We start from the raw sequence: 18,606 nt of genomic DNA, 5'->3' as shown, positions 1-18,606 counted from the left end.
AGACTGGGGGTCATGAGGCGAAGGAAGCCGGGACTCGTGGCGGTGGCGCTCTGCCTCGGCGGGGCGCTCACCGCAGTGACCGCCTGCGGCGGCGGAGGAGACGGCGAGGGGTACGCGGCGGTCGGCGCGGGCCCCTCCCCCGGAGGCGCGGCCACCCCGTCGGGCGCGGTCACCCTGGTGCCCTTGGACGGGCCGACGACGACCGGGGACACCTCCAGCACGTCCTCCCCCTCCCCACCGGCACCACCCTCACCTGCCCCGGGCGGTACGGGACCGGGGACGGGCTCGGGGCCCGGATCGGGATCAGTTACGGGTACGGGTACGGGGCACGGATCAGGGTCGGGTTCGGGTGCGGCCACCGGATCCGGGTCCGGGGCCGGTACGGCTCCGAGTTCCACGACCGGCGGCTCGGGCGGCGGCTCCGAAGGTTCCGGTAGCTCCGGTGGCTCCAGCAGCCCCGGCGGCGGCTCCGGTACCGGAAGCGCGGCCCCGCGGCCCGGCGGCAGCACCCCGCCCCGTACGCCGCCCACAGCGCCCTCAAGGCCCGCGCCCGGCACCGGCACGCCCACCCCCGCGCCCACGACCCCACCCGTCCCCGGCCCCGCCCTCCTCACCGTCTCCGCGCCCGCGCTCGCGGACGGCGACCGGCGCTGGTGCGAGCGGGTGACCGTGACCTTCCGGAACAGCGGGGGCACGGCGGTCCGTTCGGGCACGGTCACCTTCGCCACGCATGTCATCGGGGCGCTCGGCGTCGACTGGGCGACGCTCACCTCCAGCCAGCCGCTGCCCGCCCCGATCGCCGCCGGGGCGGCGCGGACGCAGACGTACACCGTGTGCGTGGACTCCTGGCGGGTGCCGCTCGGCATGCGGATCGACACCCGGCAGGTCACCGCGAGCTGGCAGTGACCGGGAAGCCGACCCCGGTCAGGCGTTCCGAGAGCTCCCACAGCCGGCGGCCCGTCTCCGGGTCGGCCGCCGCGGCGGTGGGCCGCACGCGGACCGGTGCGCCGCGCAGTTCGGCCATGCCGCCGGGCCCGATGAACTCGCCGCCCACCACGCCCGGTTCGGTCGCCGCGTACAGCTGGGGCAGTGCGCCCTGCTCCGGGCGCTGGGCGACGTACGGGTTGCCGACGTGGTGGAAGACCCATCGCTTGAGGCCCGAGGTGTCCCGGGTCTGGAGCCGGGTCGCCGTGTAGCCGGGGTGGGCGAGCACCGCGGCGACGGGGCTGCCGGCCGCGGTGAGTCGCCGGTGGAGTTCGAGGCCGAAGACCGTGTTGGCGAACTTCGACTGGTTGTAGAAGCCCATGGGCGTGTAGCCGCGCTCGCCGGTGAGGTCGTCGAGGCGGAGGCTGCCCTGCCGGTGCTTGATCGAGCTGAGCGCGACGACCCGGGGGTCCCGCCCGGCGGCGAGCAGGTCGAGCAGCAGTCCGGTGAGCGCGAAGTGGCCGAGGTGGTTGGTGGCGAACTGGACCTCGTGACCCTGGGGGCTCAGGGTGCGCGGCGGAGCCATGACGCCCGCGTTGTTGACGAGCACGTCGAGGCGGGTGTGCTCGGCGTGCATCCGGTCGGCGAAGGCACGGACCGAGTCGAGGTCGGCGAGGTCCAGCGGGCGTACGTCGAGGAGCCCGGGACGGACCCCGGAGGCGGCCAGTTCCTCGACGGCCCGGCGACCCTTCTCCTCGTCCCGTACGGCGAGCACCACGCGTGCGCCCCGGCGGGCGAGCTCGCGTGTGGTGGCGAGGCCGAGGCCGCTGTTGGCCCCGGTGACGACGAAGACCCGCCCGGTCTGGTCCGGGATCCGGTCGGCGGTCCAGCGCTGCTTCTTGGTCATGCGTCTCACGCTGCCGCTTGTGTCACCGAGTGTCAAGCGCGAGTCTTGGTGTCATGAAGGGCTCTCAATGACATCGAAGGCACCGCGTTACCATTCCTCCGTGAGTTCCTCCGCGAGTTCCTCCGTGATTCCGTCCGCGGCCGGCGGCCCCGGCCCCGCCGCCCCCGTCAGCCTCGCCCAGCGCAAGCGCCAGCTCGTCGCCACCGAGCTCACCGAGGCGGCCCTCCAGCTGCTCGCCCTCAAGGGCTTCGACGCCGTCACCGTCGACGAGATCGCGACCGCCGCCGGGGTCTCCAAGCGGACCTTCTTCCGCTACTTCGCGTCCAAGGAGGACGTGGTTGTCCAGTTCCTCGCGGGCATGGGCGCCGACATACGCGCCGACCTCGCCGCCCGGCCCGCCGGCGAGCCCCTCTCCGACGCGCTCCGGCACGCCGTGTCCGTACCCCTGACCACCTGCGGCGAGCACGTCGAGCGCGCCCTGCCGGTGGTCCGGCTGATCCTGCGGACCCCCGCCCTGCTCGCCCGCTTCCTCGAGCACCAGGAGCGGTGGCGCGAGGACCTGACGGAGGAGCTGGCGGCCCGCCTGGGCCGCGACCCCCGGGCCGACCTCCGCCCCCGGCTCGCCGCGGGCATGGCACTGGCCGCCTTCGACGCCGTACTGCGCCGGTGGAGCGAGGGGGAGGGGGCCGCCGACGGCGCCGAGGACCCGGACGCGCTGATCGGGGAGGCCTTCGCCGTCCTCGCGCCCGCGCTGGACTCCGTGGCGCCGTAGCCGTCGGTCTTGAGGCCAGCCCCGTGGCGGCCGGAAAGAGAAAGGTGGGCCGGGTCCGCGTGCTGCGGATCCGGCCCACCTCGGGCGTGTGGAGGTACGGAGTGGTCAGCCCAGGGCCAGCCAGGCGACGGCGGCCAGGACGACGATGACCGCGACGACGCCCACGATGAGGCCGACCCTGGGGCCGCCCGACGCGGTCGCGGCCTGCGGCTGCTGCCGCTGCGGGGTGCCCTCGTCCACGAAGGCGCGGAACATCTGGGTGCTGCCGGCGGGGTCGTAGCCCTCGGGTCCCTGCGGGGGCTGGCCCTGGCCGTACGGTGCTTGGGGGTTGTGTGCCATGGGCCAGGACCCTAGCGAAGTCCGGGTGGGGGGCCCAAGCCCCGGCACCGACGATCCGCCTTTGCCGATTCTTTAGCGCCGTTTGACCGATTTAGTTTGCCTGGAGCAACCATCCATCTCTATGGTTGCCCTAAGCAACAACATCTATGGAGTGCCCGATGGACAGAGGCAATCGATACGAGGACCTCGCCCGCCAGGTGAGCGCCATCGGAGCGGTCAAGCGCGGACTCGCGCGCGTCCTGCCCACCGAGTGCCCCAGTGGATCGGCGATCGTCCTGGCCCTGCTCAACCACCACGGCGACATGCGGATGGGCCGGGTGTCCGAGCTGATGGCCGTCGACATGTCGGTCAGCAGCCGGCACGTGGCCCACACCGTGGACCGCGGCTGGGTCGAGCGACTGCCCGACCCCGCCGACAAGCGCTCCCGCATCCTGCACCTGACCGGTGCGGGCGAAGACATGCTCGCCGTCCTGGACCGGCGGCTGACCGACATGCTCACCCGCACGCTCGCGGAGTGGTCCGACGAAGACGTCGAACTGCTCACCACCCTGCTCGCCCGCCTCCGCGATTCCTTCGGGGACTGCCGGGCCCACCACGCTTGAGAACGAAGGAAGTTGATGGCTACGACCACCACACCCGAGACCGGTGTGCGCGGCGGGAGCGCCCAGCAAGGGGGCAGTGCCTCCGGCGGCGCCCCGATGACGCACAAGCAGATCATGGAGGCGCTGTCCGGGCTGCTGCTCGGCATGTTCGTCGCCATCCTGTCCTCGACGATCGTCTCCAACGCCCTCCCGCAGATCATCACCGACCTCGGCGGCGGCCAGTCCGCCTACACGTGGGTGGTCACCGCCGCGCTTCTCTCGATGACCGCGACCACCCCGCTCTGGGGCAAGCTCGCGGACCTCTTCTCCAAGAAGCTGCTCGTCCAGATAGCCCTGATCATCTACGTGGCGGGCTCGGTCGTCGCCGGCCTCTCGCAGAGCACCGGCATGCTCATCGCCTGCCGTGTCGTCCAGGGCATCGGCGTCGGCGGTCTGACCGCCCTCTCGCAGATCATCCTGGCCGCGATGATCGCCCCGCGTGAGCGCGGCCGGTACAGCGGCTACCTCGGCGCGACCTTCGCCGTCGCCACCGTCGGCGGCCCGCTGCTCGGCGGCGTCATCACCGACACCGAGTGGCTCGGCTGGCGCTGGTGCTTCTACGTGGGCGTGCCCTTCGCGATCATCGCGCTGGTCGTCCTGCAGAAGACCCTCAAGCTCCCCGTCGTGAAGCGTCAGGTCAAGGTCGACTGGGCCGGTGCCTTCTTCATCAGCGCCGCCGTCTCCCTGCTCCTCATCTGGGTCACCTTCGCGGGCGACAAGTACGACTGGATGTCCTGGCAGACGGCCGCGATGGTGCTCGGCGCACTCGCGCTCGGCGGGATCTTCGTCCTCGTCGAGTCGAAGGCGAGCGAGCCGATCATCCCGCTCCGCCTCTTCCGCAACCGCACGATCACCCTGGCCTCGCTCGCCTCGCTCTTCGTGGGTGTCGCGATGTTCGCCGGCACGGTCTTCTTCAGCCAGTACTTCCAGCTGGCGCGCAACGAGTCGCCGACCATGTCCGGCGTCCTCACCATCCCGATGATCGGCGGCCTGTTCATCTCCTCCACCGTCTCCGGCCTGGTCATCACCAAGACCGGCAAGTGGAAGGCGTGGCTGGTCAGCGGTGGCGCGCTCGCCGCGGGCGGGCTCGGGCTGCTCGGCACGATCCGTTACGACACGGCGTACTGGCACATCGCGCTCTTCATGGCGGTCCTCGGCCTCGGCCTCGGCATGATGATGCAGAACCTGGTGCTCTGCACGCAGAACCAGGTGGCCCCCGCCGACCTCGGCGCCGCCTCCTCCGTCGTCACCTTCTTCCGCTCCCTCGGCGGTGCGATCGGTGTCTCGGCGCTCGGCGCGGTCATGGCCCACCGGGTCACGAGCTACGTCAAGGAGGGCCTGGCCGAGCTCGGTCCGAAGGCCGCGGGCGCCATGGGCAAGGGCGGCTCGGGCGGCGGCATCCCCGACATGGACAAGCTGCCGGCCCCGATCCGGACGGTCATGGAGGACGCGTACGGCCACGGTGTCGCCGATGTCTTCCTCTACTCGGCGCCGTTCGCGCTGCTGGCCTTCGTGGTGACGCTCTTCATCAAGGAGGTCGCCCTGAAGAGCAGCTCGGCGAAGGCCTCCGAGGAGGCCTAGAAAGACTCCCGGCCGTGCTTCGAGCGGAGGCGCGGCCGGGTCCGGTACGGAGCGGCGGGCAGGGGACGGCCCGCCGCTCCGTCATGTCCTGGTCCCGCCGGTCGCCGTTCCACGTGAAACCATCGCCTCGATGCCGGCGATCAGGACCTCCAGCGCATAGTCGAAGTCACGGTCCCAGATCTCGGTGACGCTGCCGTGCGAGGCCCGCTCGTCGAGGATCTCCGCCACGGGTCCGAGGGACTCCGCGAAGCCCGGATCGTCCCGGAAGGCCTTGATCGACTCCACGTAGAACTCGTCCTGCGACATCCCGGCCTCCGCCGCGCGCCGCCGGAACTGGGACTCGATCGTTCCGTAGCCGTAGACGAACTGGAAGACCGCCGAGGTCGCGCTGGGCTGACGGTCCCTCGGCAGACCGGTGTCCCTGACCGCCTCCTGGATCTTGCCGCCGACCTCCATCGCGTGCGGGCCGATGTTCAGGTACTGGCCCGCGCTCGGCGACATCCACGGGTGGCGGACCAGCATCGTGCGGTACTCCACGGCGAGCGCCCGGAGCCGGTCGCGCCAGCCGTCGGCGGCGTCGACCGCCGCCAGGTCGAACTCGCCGTACACGCTGTCCATGGCGAACTCGATGATGTCGTCCTTGGTGTCCACGTACCAGTACAGGGACATCGCGGTGACGTTGAGCTCGGCCGCGAGCTTGCGCATCGACAGCTTGGCCAGGCCCTCCTCGTCGAGCATCCGGATCGCGGCGGCGACGATCCGGTCCCGGTCGAGCCCGGCCGGGCCGCCGCCGCTGCGCGGCTCCCTGACCTCCAGCCAGACGCTGGAACGCGCCGGGTTCTTGGCCCGATCGGCTGCCTTGACCATCGCGTTCCTCCGTCTGTCAGATGTCCGACACCATGCTAGGCAGCGACCGGCTGCTCGGCGGCCCGGGCCTTCTCCGTCCGCTCGGCGCGCCGGAGCAGCGCCGCGGCCACCAGGCCGCCGGCGAAGACGGCGATCGCGCCGACCAGCTGGCTGGTCTGCAGCCCGGAGGCGAAGGCCTCGGAGATCGCCCGGCGCTCGGCCTCGCCGCCCGCGGCGGCCAGGGCGGCCGGGAGCGAGCTGGCGGTGACGGCGACCAGCGCGGCGAACCGGGCGTTGAGCACGGCGCCCAGGACGGCGACGCCGAGGCCGTTGCCGAACTCGGCGAGGGTGCCGTTGATGCCGGCGCCCACGCCCGCCTTCTCCGGCGGGATGGAGCTCATGATCGCGTTGGCCATGGCCGGCGAGGAGACGGCGATGCCGCCGCCCATCAGGACCAGGCCGAGGAGCATGCCCGCGTAGCTGCCGTCGGTACCGCCGCCGAGCAGCGAGATCGCGGTGAGGCCGCCCGCGACCAGGGACATGCCGAGGACGACGGTGGGCGGGGTGCCGAGCTTCATGACGATCTTCGGCCCGATGCCCGTCAGGTTGAGGCCGACGATCGTCAGCGCGAGCGGCGCCATCCGCAGCCCGGCCTCAAGGGGTTCGTAACCGAGCACGAACTGCAGGTGCTGGGTGAGCAGGAAGAGCGAGCCGCCCATGCCGAAGACGACCAGGATCGAACCGCCGATGGCGCCGATGAACTTCTGGTTCCGGAAGAAGTGCATGTCGAGCATCGGGTACGGGGTGTGCAGCTCCCACAGCGCGAACGCACCGAGACCGAGCACCCCGATCGCGGCCGGAACCAGCACCTGCGCGGAGACCCAGCCGTGCTCGGGGCCGCTGATGATCGCGTACACGACGGCGGCCATGCCGATGGTGGAGAGCAGCGCGCCGAGCAGGTCCGGGCGCTCGCCCTGCGGGTTCTTGGACTCCGGTACGAGCTTGAGGACGGCGACGAGCGCCATGACCGCGACCGGGATGTTGATCAGGAAGATCATTCCCCACCAGAAGTGGTTCAGGATCACGCCGCCGACCAGCGGTCCGCCGGCGAAGCCGAGGGAGGCCACGGTGGACCAGAGCGCGATGGCCTTGACCCGCTCGGAGTCGTCGAAGATCTGCATGACGACGGCGAGGGTCGTGGTCATCAGGAGCGCGCCGCCGACGCCCATGCCCGCGCGGGCGGCGATCAGCTGGGCGGTGGAGTCGGCCAGCCCGGCGGCGAGCGAGCCGATGCCGAAGAGCGCGAGTCCGATCGCGAGCAGCTTCTTGCGGCCGTAGCGGTCGGCGGCGTTGCCGGCCGAGAGGAGCAGGCCGGACTGGACGAGTGAGTACGCGTTGATCATCCACTGGATGTCGGTGGTGGTCGCGTGGAGTTCCGAGGTCAGCGACGGGATGGCGACGCTGAGGACGGTGTTGTCGAGCAGCACGGTGAGCTGGGCGAGGCAGATGACGCCGAGGATCAGCCAGCGCTGAGGGTGACCGCCGGTGGCGGCGGTCGGTTCGGTCGCGGCGGTCTTCGCCGTCATGGGCAGGACTCCTTGTACGGTGTACGGGACTAGGTCTCGTACACCGTACAAGGGCTCTCGTACGCTGTATAGGGGTTATTTACTTCGCGGCGGTCAGGTCGTAGAAGGTGGCGCTTCCGATCGTGACCTTCTCGAAGGTCGCCGAGACCCAGGCGGAGATCTCCGAGTTGCCGCCGGGACCACCGCCGCCGCCCATCCGGCCGCCGGCCATCCGTCCGCCGTCCTCACCGGTCCCGCCGCCCTCGCCGCCGCCGATGAAGTAGTGGATCTTCCCCTCCGCGACGTACTGCTTGAACTGCGCGAGCGTCGGGGACGGGTCGCTGCCGTTGAAGCCGCCGATCGCCATGACCGGCTTCTCGGTCGCCAGTTGGTAACTGGCCGCGTTCTGGGCGCCGACCGTGGCCGCGACCCAGGTGTAGGAGTCGGCGTCCTCAAGGAGCGCGTCCTTGGCCTCCGTACCGACACTGGCGCCGTTGAGCAGCCCGCCCATGCCGCCGCCACCGCCACCGAAGCCCTCGCCGCGGGTCATGCCCTGGGGCGGGGTGCCGCCGGGCATCTGGCCCTGGGGCTGACCTTGGCCTTGGGCCTGGCCCTGGCCTTGGCCGTCGTTGGGGAGCTGGCCGTTGGGGGGCTGGCCGCCGCCCTGGCCTGGCCGGCCTGCCTGCCCACCGGGACCGCCGGGCCCGCCGGGCATCTGGCCGCCCGGGCCGCCGGGGAAGCCCCCGCCCTCCATCATCCGCATGCCGCCACCGGGACCCCGGCCGCCCATCGCGCCGCCCGCGGGACCCGCCGTGACGATCGAGCCCTGATGGCCCGAGTCCAGCGTCGCCAGGGTGTACGCGAAGGGGCCCGCGAGCCCCGCCGCCAGCCCGAGGCCCGCGACCCCGAGGCCGATCCGCCGGTCCACCCGACCCGCGAACAGCAGCCCCAGCGCGGCCACCGCGCCCGCGACCAGCACCGCCCAGCGCAGCCACGGCAGCCACTCCGGCGTCCGCCCCAGAAGCGTCCAGCCCCACCAGGCCGTCCCGCCCACCGTGACCGCGAGGGCCGCCGAGGCGAGCAGCCGGGTGCGCTCCTCCCAGAGCACGGCCGCGCCCATGCCGACCAGCGCCGCGAGGTACGGGGCGAGGGCCACCGTGTAGTACTCGTGGAAGATGCCGGCCATGAAGCTGAACACGGCGAGCGTGATCAGCAGCGAGCCGCCCCACACCAGGAACGCCGAGCGTGCCGTGTCCGTCCGGGGCGCCCGCCAGGTGACGACGAGACCCGCGACGAGCAGGATCAGCGCGGCCGGCAGCAGCCAGGAGATCTGGCCGCCGATGGAGTCGTTGAACATCCGGGCGATGCCGGTCTCGCCCCACCGGCCACCGCCGCCGCCCCCGCCTCCCCCGCCGACGCTGCCGGTCTCGTTGCCGTTGATCCGGCCGAGGCCGTTGTAGCCGAAGGTCAGCTCCAGGAAGCTGTTGTTCTGGGAGCCTCCGACGTACGGTCGTGAGGACGCCGGCCACAGCTCGACCAGGGCCACCCACCAGCCCGCCGAGACGAGCATCGCGAGCCCGCCCAGGGCGAGCCGGCCGAGCCGCCGCCCGAGGCCGCCGGGCGCGCACACCACGTACACGAGGGCGAGCGGCGGCAGGATCAGAAAGGCCTGGAGCGTCTTCGCGAGGAACGCGAACCCGAAGGCCACACCGGCCAGGACGAGCCACCTCGCCGCGCCCCGGTCCTGCTCCAGGGCGCGCAGCACGCAGTACACGGCGACCGTCATGAGCAGGGCGAGCAGCGCGTCCGGGTTGTTGAACCGGAACATCAGCGCTGCGACGGGCGTGAGCGCCAGGACGACGCCCGCGACGAGACCCGCGCCCGCGCCGAACCGGCGCCGTACCGCCGCGTAGAGCACGGCGACGGTGCCCACGCCCATGAGCACCTCGGGCACCAGGATCTGCGAGGAGCCGAGGCCGAAGAGGCGGACGGAGAGGGCCATCGGCCACAGGGCGGCGGGCGGCTTGTCGACGGTGATGGCGTTGGCCGCGTCGAGCGAGCCGAAGAAGAAGGCCTTCCAGCTCTCGCCGCCCGCCTGGACGGCGGCCGAGTAGAAGGAGTTGGCGTAGCCGGAGGCGCTCAGGTTCCACAGGTACAGCACGGTGGTCACGGCGAGCAGGCCCAGGAACGCGGGCCGGACCCAGGGGGCGTCCTCGGGACGGCCGCGCCACACCCGGGCGAGCGGGCCACCGCGGGACGGCACGGCATGGGCCGCGCCGACGGGCGCGGCCAGGGAGGTCGAAGTCATCGGTCGTTCCTTGGGTCGTTCCTTGAGGCGGACCGCTCGGGGAAGACCCAGAGCCGGAAGAGGAGGAAGCGCAGCACGGTCGCGGCGAGGTTGGCGACGACCAGGACGGCCAGTTCGGTGGAGTGCGCCGGATCGCCGCTCGCCGCGCCGAGGGCGGCGAGCGAACCGCTCGTCAGGGCCAGGCCGATGGCGAAGACCACGAGCCCCTGCGCCTGGTGGCGGACCGCCCGGTCCCGGCCCCGTACCCCGAAGGTGAGCCGCCGGTTGGCCGCCGTGTTGGCGACGGCGGACACGAGGAGGGCGGCGGCGTTGGCGAACTGCGGGCCCACACCGAGCCGGAAGAGCGAGTACAGCGCGAGGTAGAAGAGCGTGGAGAGCACCCCGACCACGCAGAAGCCGACCAGCTGACGGGCGAGACCGCCCGGCACACCGGTGAGTTCACGGTCCCGGGGATCGTCACCGAACGGCCTGGCCAGCCGGTCGAGCGGCAGCGAACCCGTGGCGAGGGCCCGCCCCACCCGCCAGACGCCCTTCAGGTCGTCGGTGGCGGTGCTCACGATGTGTACGGTCGAGTCCGGGTCGTCCACCCAGTCCACCGGCACCTCGTGGATGCGCAGCCCGGCCCGCTCGGCGAGCACGAGCAGTTCGGTGTCGAAGAACCAGCCGGTGTCCTCCACCATCGGGAGCAGCCGCTCGGCGACATCGCGCCGGATCGCCTTGAAGCCGCACTGCGCGTCCGAGAACCGGGCGGCCAGCGAACCGCGCAGGATCAGGTTGTACGCGCGGGAGATGAACTCCCGCTTCGGCCCGCGCACCACCCGCGAGGAGCGGGCGAGCCGGGAGCCGATCGCCAGGTCGGAGTGACCGGAGATGAGCGGCGCGACCAGCGGCAGCAGGGCGTTCAGGTCGGTGGACAGGTCCACGTCCATGTAGGCGAGGACGGGCGCGTCCGAGCTCGACCACACCGTGCGCAGTGCCCGGCCGCGCCCCTTCTGCTCCAGCCGTACGGAGCGCACCTCGGGCACCTCGGCCGCGAGACCGGCGGCGACGTCGGGGGTGCTGTCGGTGGAGGCGTTGTCGGCGACGGTGATGCGGAAGCCGTACGGGAAGGTCCTGAGGAGGTGTTCGTGGAGCCGGCGGACGCACGGCTCCAGGTCCTTCTCCTCGTTGTAGACGGGGATCACCACGTCCAGGACGGGCCGTCCCGCGATGTTCACCGGCAGGTGTTCCCGGGCGGGGAGGGCCCCGGACGTGGGCCCCGCGATCGTTGGGGTTCGCATGCCACCGACACTCGCCGGGGCCGCTGTCACGGCTGTGTGATGAGCCTGTGGCCTGCCTGTGAGTGGGCCCCCGCCGGGGCCGCGGCGGGCAGCCGGACGGTGAACACGGTCCGGCCGGGGGCGCTTTCGACGTCCACGTCGCCCCCGTGCGCGCCCACGACCGCGCGGACGATGGCGAGCCCGAGCCCGGTCGATCCGGCGTTGCGGGAGCGCGAGGCGTCGCCGCGCGCGAACCGTTCGAAGACGGCGGGCAGCAGCTCGGGCGGGATGCCGGGCCCGTCGTCCTCGATCTGGACGATCACCCCGGCGCCGTCCGTACGGACCCGCGCGGTGACCTTGGTGCCGGGCGGGGTGTGCGTACGGGCATTGGCGAGGAGGTTCACCAGGACCTGCTGGATCCTGGCGCCGTCCGCCCGTACGGGAGGGGCGCCGTCCTCGGGCAGTTCGAGGCTCCAGTGGTGACCGGGCCCGGCCGCGCGGGCGTCACTCACGGCGTCCACGACCAGCGGGAGCAGGTCGGTGGGCTCGTACGAGAGGGGGCGTCCGGCGTCGAGCCGGGCGAGCAGCAGCAGGTCCTCCACCAGGCCCGTCATCCGGGTCGCCTCGGACTCGATGCGGCCGAGCGCGTGCCGGGTGTCCGGCCCGCACTCCTCCCCGCCGCGCCGGGTCAGCTCGGCGTAGCCCCGGATCGAGGCGAGCGGGGTGCGCAGTTCATGGCTGGCGTCGGCGACGAACTGCCGGACGCGGGTCTCGCTCTGCTGGCGTGCGTCGAGCGCCGAGTGGACGTGGTCGAGCATCCGGTTGATGGCCGCGCCGACCTGGCCGACCTCGGTCCGCGGGTCGGCCTCCGGCTCGGGGACCCGCTGATGGAGCGCCACTTCCCCGCTGTGCAGGGGCAGCTGGGCGACCTGCCGCGCGGTCACGGCGACCCTCCGCAGGGGCCGCAGGGCCACCCGGACGAGGACGGTTCCGGCCAGGGAGGCCGCGAAGAGGCCGGCGCCGGTGACGCTGAGCTCGACGAGGATCAGGGTGGAGAGGGCGTCCTCGACCTCGGCGAGCGGGATGCCGGTGAGGAAGGTGCCCTTGCCGCCCTCCGCGTACGCGACCCGGTAGCTGCCGAGGCCGCCGGGCAGGTCGACGGTGTGCGGCCGGCCGTCGCGCGGGACGGCGGCGAGCGCGGCCCGCTGGGCGTCGTCGAGCGGCTTGATCCGCTCCGGCGGCCCGTAGACCCCGCTGTCCTCGGCCTCCGCCGAGTAGCCGGCCGCGGTCACCTCGCCGCCCGTGAGGACCGCGCCGAGCGTGCCCGTCTTGGCCCCGGGCCCCACGACGAACCGGAGCTGGTCCGTACCGGCCCGGCCCGGTTCGGGAAGGGCGGCCGGCGGGCCCGCGGCCCAGTGGGAGACGGCCCGGACCTCCTCGTCGGCCCGGTCGTACAGATACGAGCGGAACGCGATCGTCGTGACCGTGCCGATGACGGCCGCGACGACCGCGATCAGCGCGACCGCCGAGACGACGAGCCGCGTCCGCAGCGACCACGGCCGCCCGGCCCGCGAGGGACGGGACCGCTGCCCCGCACGACGTGCCACGGGCCGCTACTCCCCCGGCTTGATCAGGTAACCGGCCCCGCGCCGGGTGTGGATCATCGGGGCACGCCCCGCGTCGATCTTCCGCCGCAGATACGAGATGTAGAGCTCGACGACGTTGGCCTGACCGCCGAAGTCGTACGACCAGACGCGGTCGAGGATCTGCGCCTTGCTGAGCACCCGCCGGGGGTTGCGCATCAGATAGCGCAGCAGCTCGAACTCGGTCGCCGTGAGATGGATGGAGTCCCCGCCCCGGGTGACCTCGTGGCTGTCCTCGTCGAGGGTCAGGTCACCGACGACGAGCAGCGACTCGCTGCGGGCCAGCGCCGCGCCCGACCTGCGGATGAGCCCGCGCAGCCGGGCCACGACCTCCTCCAGGCTGAAGGGCTTGGTGACGTAGTCGTCGCCGCCCGCGGTGAGCCCGGCGATCCGGTCCTCGACGGCGTCCTTCGCCGTGAGGAACAGCACCGGAACGTCCGGCAGTTCACGCCGGATGCGACCGAGCAGGCTCAGCCCGTCGACGTCGGGCAGCATGATGTCGAGGATCACGGCATCCGGCCGGAACTCGCGCGCGGAGCGCAGGGCCGCGGCCCCGTCCCCGGCGCTGCGCACCTGCCAGCCCTCGTAGCGCAGAGCCATGGAGAGCAGCTCGGCGAGCGATGCCTCGTCGTCGACGACGAGGACACGGACGGCGGTTCCGTCGGCACGGAGCATGTCGGCGCGGGTGCCGGGACGGCGTGTGGTGACGGTCATGACCTCACGGTGTCCGCCGCCGCTGAGAGGCCTCTTTCCCTTTCCTGTGAATTCCCTGAGAAAGGGGCGGCGTGGCGCTCACGGTTTCACGTGAAACAACGCCGCGCCGTTCTCGTACAGGACCCCTCGGAGCCAGTCGTCCCCGAGCCCGAGCCGTTCGAGCGCGTCGAGCTGGTGCAGGTACGGGTACGGGATGTTCGGGAAGTCGGAGCCCAGCAGGACGCGGTCGCCGAGGTCCACGAGCCGCTTGCGCTCCGCCACCGGGAAGGGCGCGAGCCGCTCGCTGAAGTCCGTGAACGCCATGGTGGTGTCGAGGTGGACCCCCTCGTACCGCTCGGCGAGGTCGAGGAAGTCGCCGTACTCCGGCATCCCCATATGAGCGACGATCACGCGCAGCGCGGGATGGCGGGCGAGCAGCCGGCCCATCGGCCCGGGCCCGGTGAAGGCGCCGGGGGTGGGCCCGGAACCGCAGTGGACGACGACGGGCGTCCTGCTGTCCGCGAGGGCGGCCCACACCCCGTCGAGCAGCGGGTCGGTCGGGTCGAAGCCACCGACCTGCAGGTGCACCTTGAAGACCCGGGCACCGGCGTCGAGCGCCTCCCGGACGTACTGCTCGGCGCCCGGCTCGGGGAAGAAGGTCGCGGTGTGCAGACAGTCGGGGGTACGGGCGGCGAAGTCGGCGCCCCAGGAGTTCAGCCAGGCGGCCATGCCGGGCTTGTGCGGATACAGCATCGCGGTGAAGGCGACCGCGCCGAAGCCTCGCAGGAGGGCGAGCCGGCGGTCCTCCTCCTCGCGGTAGGTGATGGGCCACTCCACGCCGGTAAGGGGCCCGACGGCATCGAAGTAGGCCCACACCTTGTCGAGGACGTTCTGCGGCATGAAGTGCGTGTGCACATCGACGAGCCCGGGAATCCCGAGGCGGCCCAGGAGGACCTGGATGTCGTCCCGCTCGCCGGCCCCGCTACTCCCGCTCAAAGCTGTAACTCCGCTCGACCTTGCCGATGTGGACGCTGTAACTGTCGTACCAGTGCTCCCGCCCGTACGCCTTGGCGGCCTGGTGCTCCGCGTGCAGCCGCCAGGCGTCGAGGGCCTCCAGATCGCGGAAGTAGGCGACGGTGATGCCGATGCCGCCGGGCGAACGGGCGACCTCGTAACCGAGGAAGCCGGGGATCTCGCTCACGAGCTCACTCATCCGCTCGGCGGTCTCGGCGTAACCCTCGGGGGCGTCGGGCCGGACGGACGTGAACACGGCGGTGTAGTAGGGCGGTTCGATGCCCGCCACCAGCTGGGAAGTCATGTGATCACCCTCGCCGGGCGGGGGCGGGGATGTCCACGGAGCCGGGGAAAGGGGATCCAAGACTTTACGAAGGGGGGCGGGGGGGAAGGAGGCGTCGCCAGCCGTGCCACGGCGGGGGGCCCGCGAAGGCGACGCAGGCGAGGCGGCATCACCCCGCGAGGGCGACGCAGAAGAGGCGGCATCACCCCGCGAAGGCGACGGAGACGAGGCGGCATCACCCCGCGAAGGCGACGGGGCTCAGAACAGTTCGCCCTGCGCGCCGGGGTCGGCGGCGGTCGCGACGTCCGTCACGGGGACGGAGAACGCGTCCCCCTCCACACCGCCCTGGAGCACCCACCCGCCCATCAGCCGGGTGTCGAGGGCGAGACAGCGCCCGGCGGGATCGAGGAGGTGCAGATCGGGACCGGCGGCGGCGAGCAGCCGCCCGGTGACGACACCCCCGTCGACGAGCGCGGCGACGGTGCCGTCGAGCGGCGGCAGCCCGTCGAGACCGAAGGCCCCGGCGTGGTCGCGGGGCACGAACTCCAGCGGCTCCAGGGTCTCCGTCCAGCCGCCGACCTCCCGCGCACGCCGGTGCAGCTCGCCGACCTCCCCGGCCCGGGCGCCGGCGGGCGGCAGGGCATGCCGGGCGGCCCGCTTCCGCTCGTACGCCACCCGGTCGGGCACCGCGAGCGCCTGCCGCAGCACCTCCTCGGTCCGCCGGGCGGCCATCAGGGGCCCCCGACCGAGCCAGCTGAACGTGACGGCGCCCTGTTCGAGCAGCCGGGCCTCACCGCGGGCCTCGGCGGTGATCCCGACCTTGGTCATGCCGGGCCCGAACCAGGCCAGGTACACGCGGTACGGCTGCGGGTCGTCCAGGAGGGTGTCGGCGGCGACGGAGTGCGCCCGGTCGAGCCGCGCGCACTCGGCGCACCGCCCGCCGGTGGCCCGGCCGGGCACGACGGCCCGCAGCGGGCAGGGGTTCCCGCGGGCGCCGGGGCACCGCCGCTCCCCCACGGCCCGGAAGGCGAGCCGCTGCCCGTACGAGAGGGTGCTGACCCGCCCGCCGCGCCACCGCAGCCCGGGCACCCCGCCGCTCCAGGTGATCCCCCGGCACCACCACTCCACGCCGCTCCTCCTCGCGCACCGCACCCGACGGGGAAAGCCCCCAGAGCGAACCCCGCAGGGCGAACCCCACGGGGGAGGCCCCGCAGGGAGCATGGGGACTGTGCGAGCTCCCCTGACACCCAGTCTCCGCCACGTCCGCTACCAGTCCCCGAACCGAGGGCCCCGGGGCCATCACACCGGGATCTTCGGCCTGACCAATCTGCTGGCCAGGGAGGGCAGGCTCTCCCCCGAGGAGTGGGCGGTCTGGCGCGCCTCGAACGACTGGTACGACGCCCACTTCCCCGACCCGACCGCGGTCGACCCGACGGTCTACGACCCGGAACGGAACCCGGGCGCGGCCGCCTGGTTCCGTCCGACGGCGACGGAGGCGCTGGCCCGGGTCGCCCCGTACCTGCGGATCCTGCGGGACCACGGGGTGCCCTGCGTCCGCCTGGAGTCGGCGGACCCGGGCAGGATCGTGTACGAGGACGCGTACCAGGTCGTGGTCGTGCCGGCTCAGGGCAGGACGTAGATCCGCGCCCCGTCGGCGTCGGGCCCGCCGACCTCCCGCATGCAGCCCCGTTCGAGCAGCAGGCGTACGCAGTCCCGGACGCGCTCGCAGGAGAGGCCGGTGTGCCGGATGACGTCCTGGGCGCGGTAGCGGACGCCGCCGCGGACCAGGGCGGGGGCGAGGCAGCTGGCGACCATCCGCACGTCCCCGGTGATGGCCCAGGACTCGACGAGTTCCTGCGGGGTGAGCGCGACGGCGGCGCCGGTGCGCTGACGGGGCACGGCGAGCCGCTCAAGGGAGTCGGCGACCCTTGACAGGCTCCGCCGTGTCTCGCGCAGCAGCTCGGCGTACGCGGTGTGCTCGGCGTACGCGGCGGCCCGCTCGTCGAACTGCCCCTGAAGGCGGACGAGGACGTCGACGAGCTCGGGCGGCAGGACGAATCCGGCGTGGACGGGGGAGGGTTCGAGGCCGTAGCCCCCGTACCGCTGCACCGCCGCTATGACCTCGGCCGTCCACGCCCGGAACGGCCCGGCCTCAGGTCTCCGGCAGGCCCCGACGAGCTGGACGAGCCCCTGGAGGCTCACCATCCGCGTCGCCGCCCGGATCCCGGACCGGCCGGGGACCTCCCCGCCGGTGATTTCCCGCGCGGACGCCAGGCAGGTCACGGGCAGCGCCACCGTCCGCAGCGCCTCCCTGCTGCCCGCGTACCCCAGCCGCTTGGCCACGTCGACGACGGGGAACCAGTGGGTCCCGTCGGGCGCGGTCAGCCTCCGCAGGGGGGCGCCGGTGGCGGCGCACACCAAGTCATCGATGTCGATCGCGTCCATCGATCATCACCTCCGCCTCGCAAGCTAGGACGAAGGCATATTCAACTGACATTCAAATCAGACAGGTTCACCCAAAAGGGGAGGGATTCCCGGGCGTACTCCCGGAAACCCCTCCCCTGCTCAGCCCGCGTCGGGCCTACCTGGCGACGAACTGCGTCAGGATCGCCTGCACCTCGTAGATGTCGACGCCCTTGGTGAAGGTCTTCTGCACGGGCAGCTGGCTGCCCGAGATCCAGATCTTCAGCTCGGCGTCGAGGTCGAAGGTGCCGGCGGTCTCGACGGCGAAGTGCGTGATGCTGCGGTACGGGATCGAGTGGTACTCGACCTTCTTGCCGGTGATCCCCTGCTTGTCGACCAGCACGAGCCGCCGGTCGGTGAAGAAGATCGTGTCGCGGATCAGCAGGTACGCGGCGTGCACCTGCTCCCCCTGCCCGAGCAGCCGCGCGAAGTCCCGCTGCGCCTGCGCCGGATCGATAGCGTGCGCGTTCCCGAAGAGCGCCATGCCCCCACCCCCACGTCCAAACGGAAAAAACGATCACCAGACCCTAACCCGCACCCGCAGGGTGATGTCGGGAAGGGATGTCAGGCACCCCCGTCGGACTGGCCCGCCGGGGGCGGCACGAAGAGGCCGATCAACCCGGAGAGCGACGAGCTGAAAACGGTGAACAGCATGTCCGTCTCCATCTTGTTCAGCGCCGCGTAGAGGAGGCAGCCCACGGCGCCGAGGAGGATGACGCACAGCGTGCCCACGAGCATGGTCCACAACTTGGCACCCGCCTCGGCCGGCAGCGGGATCACCCGCCGGACAGCGGCGGCAGCCGCCGAAGCGGCCACGGCCTGCCGCACTTCAGGGGGCTGGTCTCCCACGCCCCTCAGCGACTCCGTTACGGCGCGACTGATCTGATCACCATCGCTCATGCCGCAATGAGACCCAATCCCCCCACCCCACCCACCCGGCCACGCCGACCCCCCGCCCCAGACACTCGAACAGCTGAAGCCCCCGTCGCCCACTCAGCCGACGCCCCGACCGAGGCGGGGGACCCAACCAGCAAAACGCAAGAGGCCCCGGATCTCTCCGGGGCCTCTTACCTGTGTGCACTTGGGGTTACTTCTTGCCCTGGTTCTTTATCCGACCTGGGCTGACGGCCTCTGACATGCGGTTCAGCGGTCATGGCCTGTCATCGTTGGCCGTCCTCAATCACCCTCCCACGGCCCGGAGACGGCCCGGTGGCCGACCGCTGAGTCACCTGCCAAACGCCTGCGGGATCGGGCAGAGATCAAGAGGTGCGTCCGGCTGGTCGGCCCAATGCCACCAGAGGTGTCGACCTGGGCACCGCCACAGGGCGCGGCACGTCCGCTTGCCATCTTCTTCGCGCTCCATAAGAG

At 72.3% G+C, this 18,606-nt stretch carries 18 protein-coding genes and 1 pseudogene; 5 read left to right on the top strand and 14 right to left on the bottom strand.

Features of this window, described 5'->3' with window-relative positions; genetic code table 11:
• Positions 1-663 precede the first annotated feature (663 nt).
• Positions 664-906: a hypothetical protein gene (locus tag DEJ43_RS38155; RefSeq protein ID WP_106433728.1), complete on the top strand. Its 243-nt coding sequence runs from the start codon at positions 664-666 to the stop codon at positions 904-906.
• Here DEJ43_RS38155 and DEJ43_RS18840 read toward each other — a convergent pair.
• The gene (locus tag DEJ43_RS18840) at positions 887-1,831 is read right to left on the bottom strand and encodes an oxidoreductase (protein ID WP_015034982.1); all 945 of its coding nucleotides are present in this window, start codon (positions 1,829-1,831) and stop codon (positions 887-889) included. The two genes, DEJ43_RS38155 and DEJ43_RS18840, sit on opposite strands and share 20 nt — an antisense overlap.
• A gap of 67 nt (positions 1,832-1,898) precedes the next feature.
• On the opposite strand from DEJ43_RS18840, the gene DEJ43_RS18835 reads away from it, so the two are divergent.
• Complete coding sequence (locus DEJ43_RS18835; RefSeq protein ID WP_015034981.1) at positions 1,899-2,603, top strand: TetR family transcriptional regulator; 705 nt, start codon at positions 1,899-1,901, stop codon at positions 2,601-2,603.
• Between the two features lie 105 nt (positions 2,604-2,708).
• Here DEJ43_RS18835 and DEJ43_RS18830 read toward each other — a convergent pair whose 3' ends face one another.
• Entirely contained in the window at positions 2,709-2,942 is a 234-nt protein-coding gene (locus DEJ43_RS18830) for a hypothetical protein (protein ID WP_015034979.1), read from the bottom strand.
• A 158-nt stretch (positions 2,943-3,100) separates the two neighbouring features.
• Here DEJ43_RS18830 and DEJ43_RS18825 point away from each other — a divergent pair, with 158 nt between their 5' ends.
• Complete coding sequence (locus DEJ43_RS18825) at positions 3,101-3,544, top strand: MarR family winged helix-turn-helix transcriptional regulator (protein WP_015034978.1); 444 nt, start codon at positions 3,101-3,103, stop codon at positions 3,542-3,544.
• Between the two features lie 96 nt (positions 3,545-3,640).
• Positions 3,641-5,149 (top strand): annotated as a pseudogene (locus tag DEJ43_RS18820) (MDR family MFS transporter); the annotation flags it as partial.
• A 96-nt stretch (positions 5,150-5,245) separates the two neighbouring features.
• Here DEJ43_RS18820 and DEJ43_RS18815 read toward each other — a convergent pair.
• The 9 genes from DEJ43_RS18815 to DEJ43_RS18775 form a co-directional block, all read right to left on the bottom strand.
• Positions 5,246-6,031, bottom strand: coding sequence for a TetR/AcrR family transcriptional regulator (locus DEJ43_RS18815; RefSeq protein ID WP_015034976.1), 786 nt, complete (start codon positions 6,029-6,031; stop codon positions 5,246-5,248).
• 35 nt (positions 6,032-6,066) lie between these two features.
• Entirely contained in the window at positions 6,067-7,596 is a 1,530-nt protein-coding gene (locus DEJ43_RS18810; protein WP_015034975.1) for an MFS transporter, read from the bottom strand.
• A 79-nt stretch (positions 7,597-7,675) separates the two neighbouring features.
• On the bottom strand, positions 7,676-9,883 hold the full coding sequence (locus DEJ43_RS18805) for an ArnT family glycosyltransferase (protein ID WP_015034974.1): 2,208 nt from the start codon (positions 9,881-9,883) through the stop codon (positions 7,676-7,678).
• The gene (locus tag DEJ43_RS18800; protein WP_051025900.1) at positions 9,880-11,163 is read right to left on the bottom strand and encodes a bifunctional glycosyltransferase family 2/GtrA family protein; all 1,284 of its coding nucleotides are present in this window, start codon (positions 11,161-11,163) and stop codon (positions 9,880-9,882) included. The genes DEJ43_RS18805 and DEJ43_RS18800 overlap by 4 nt, the downstream gene beginning before the upstream one ends.
• 26 nt (positions 11,164-11,189) lie before the next feature.
• Entirely contained in the window at positions 11,190-12,749 is a 1,560-nt protein-coding gene (locus tag DEJ43_RS18795) for a sensor histidine kinase (RefSeq protein WP_015034972.1), read from the bottom strand.
• A 6-nt stretch (positions 12,750-12,755) separates the two neighbouring features.
• Positions 12,756-13,499 carry a response regulator transcription factor gene (locus tag DEJ43_RS18790; RefSeq protein ID WP_015034971.1) on the bottom strand — a complete coding sequence of 248 codons (744 nt, stop codon included), beginning with the start codon at positions 13,497-13,499 and terminating at the stop codon, positions 12,756-12,758.
• Between the two features lie 78 nt (positions 13,500-13,577).
• Positions 13,578-14,474: an amidohydrolase family protein gene (locus DEJ43_RS18785; RefSeq protein WP_015034970.1), complete on the bottom strand. Its 897-nt coding sequence runs from the start codon at positions 14,472-14,474 to the stop codon at positions 13,578-13,580.
• Complete coding sequence (locus DEJ43_RS18780; RefSeq protein WP_015034969.1) at positions 14,461-14,796, bottom strand: antibiotic biosynthesis monooxygenase family protein; 336 nt, start codon at positions 14,794-14,796, stop codon at positions 14,461-14,463. Before DEJ43_RS18780 ends, DEJ43_RS18785 begins: the two co-directional genes overlap by 14 nt.
• Positions 14,797-15,033: 237 nt before the next feature.
• Positions 15,034-15,903, bottom strand: a complete 870-nt coding sequence (locus DEJ43_RS18775) for a DUF2797 domain-containing protein (RefSeq protein WP_041662678.1) — start codon at positions 15,901-15,903, stop codon at positions 15,034-15,036.
• Positions 15,904-15,994: 91 nt separating this feature from the next.
• Between DEJ43_RS18775 and DEJ43_RS18770 the strand changes: the two genes are divergently transcribed.
• Positions 15,995-16,414 carry a hypothetical protein gene (locus tag DEJ43_RS18770; protein WP_041662676.1) on the top strand — a complete coding sequence of 140 codons (420 nt, stop codon included), beginning with the start codon at positions 15,995-15,997 and terminating at the stop codon, positions 16,412-16,414.
• Here DEJ43_RS18770 and DEJ43_RS18765 read toward each other — a convergent pair.
• The 3 genes from DEJ43_RS18765 to DEJ43_RS18755 all read right to left on the bottom strand — a co-directional run bounded on the left by DEJ43_RS18765 (position 16,399) and on the right by DEJ43_RS18755 (position 18,138).
• Entirely contained in the window at positions 16,399-17,220 is an 822-nt protein-coding gene (locus tag DEJ43_RS18765; protein WP_015034966.1) for a BRO family protein, read from the bottom strand. The genes DEJ43_RS18770 and DEJ43_RS18765 overlap by 16 nt on opposite strands.
• A 136-nt stretch (positions 17,221-17,356) precedes the next feature.
• Positions 17,357-17,722 carry a PH domain-containing protein gene (locus tag DEJ43_RS18760; RefSeq protein WP_015034965.1) on the bottom strand — a complete coding sequence of 122 codons (366 nt, stop codon included), beginning with the start codon at positions 17,720-17,722 and terminating at the stop codon, positions 17,357-17,359.
• Positions 17,723-17,802: 80 nt separating this feature from the next.
• Positions 17,803-18,138 carry a hypothetical protein gene (locus DEJ43_RS18755; protein WP_071891404.1) on the bottom strand — a complete coding sequence of 112 codons (336 nt, stop codon included), beginning with the start codon at positions 18,136-18,138 and terminating at the stop codon, positions 17,803-17,805.
• Positions 18,139-18,606 lie beyond the last annotated feature (468 nt).

The sequence above is a fragment of the Streptomyces venezuelae ATCC 10712 genome, from assembly GCF_008639165.1.
GTDB classification, from domain to species: Bacteria; Actinomycetota; Actinomycetes; order Streptomycetales; family Streptomycetaceae; genus Streptomyces; species Streptomyces venezuelae.
The sequence above is the reverse complement of the archived record's forward strand: the minus strand, read 5'-3'. Positions and strand labels throughout refer to the sequence as shown.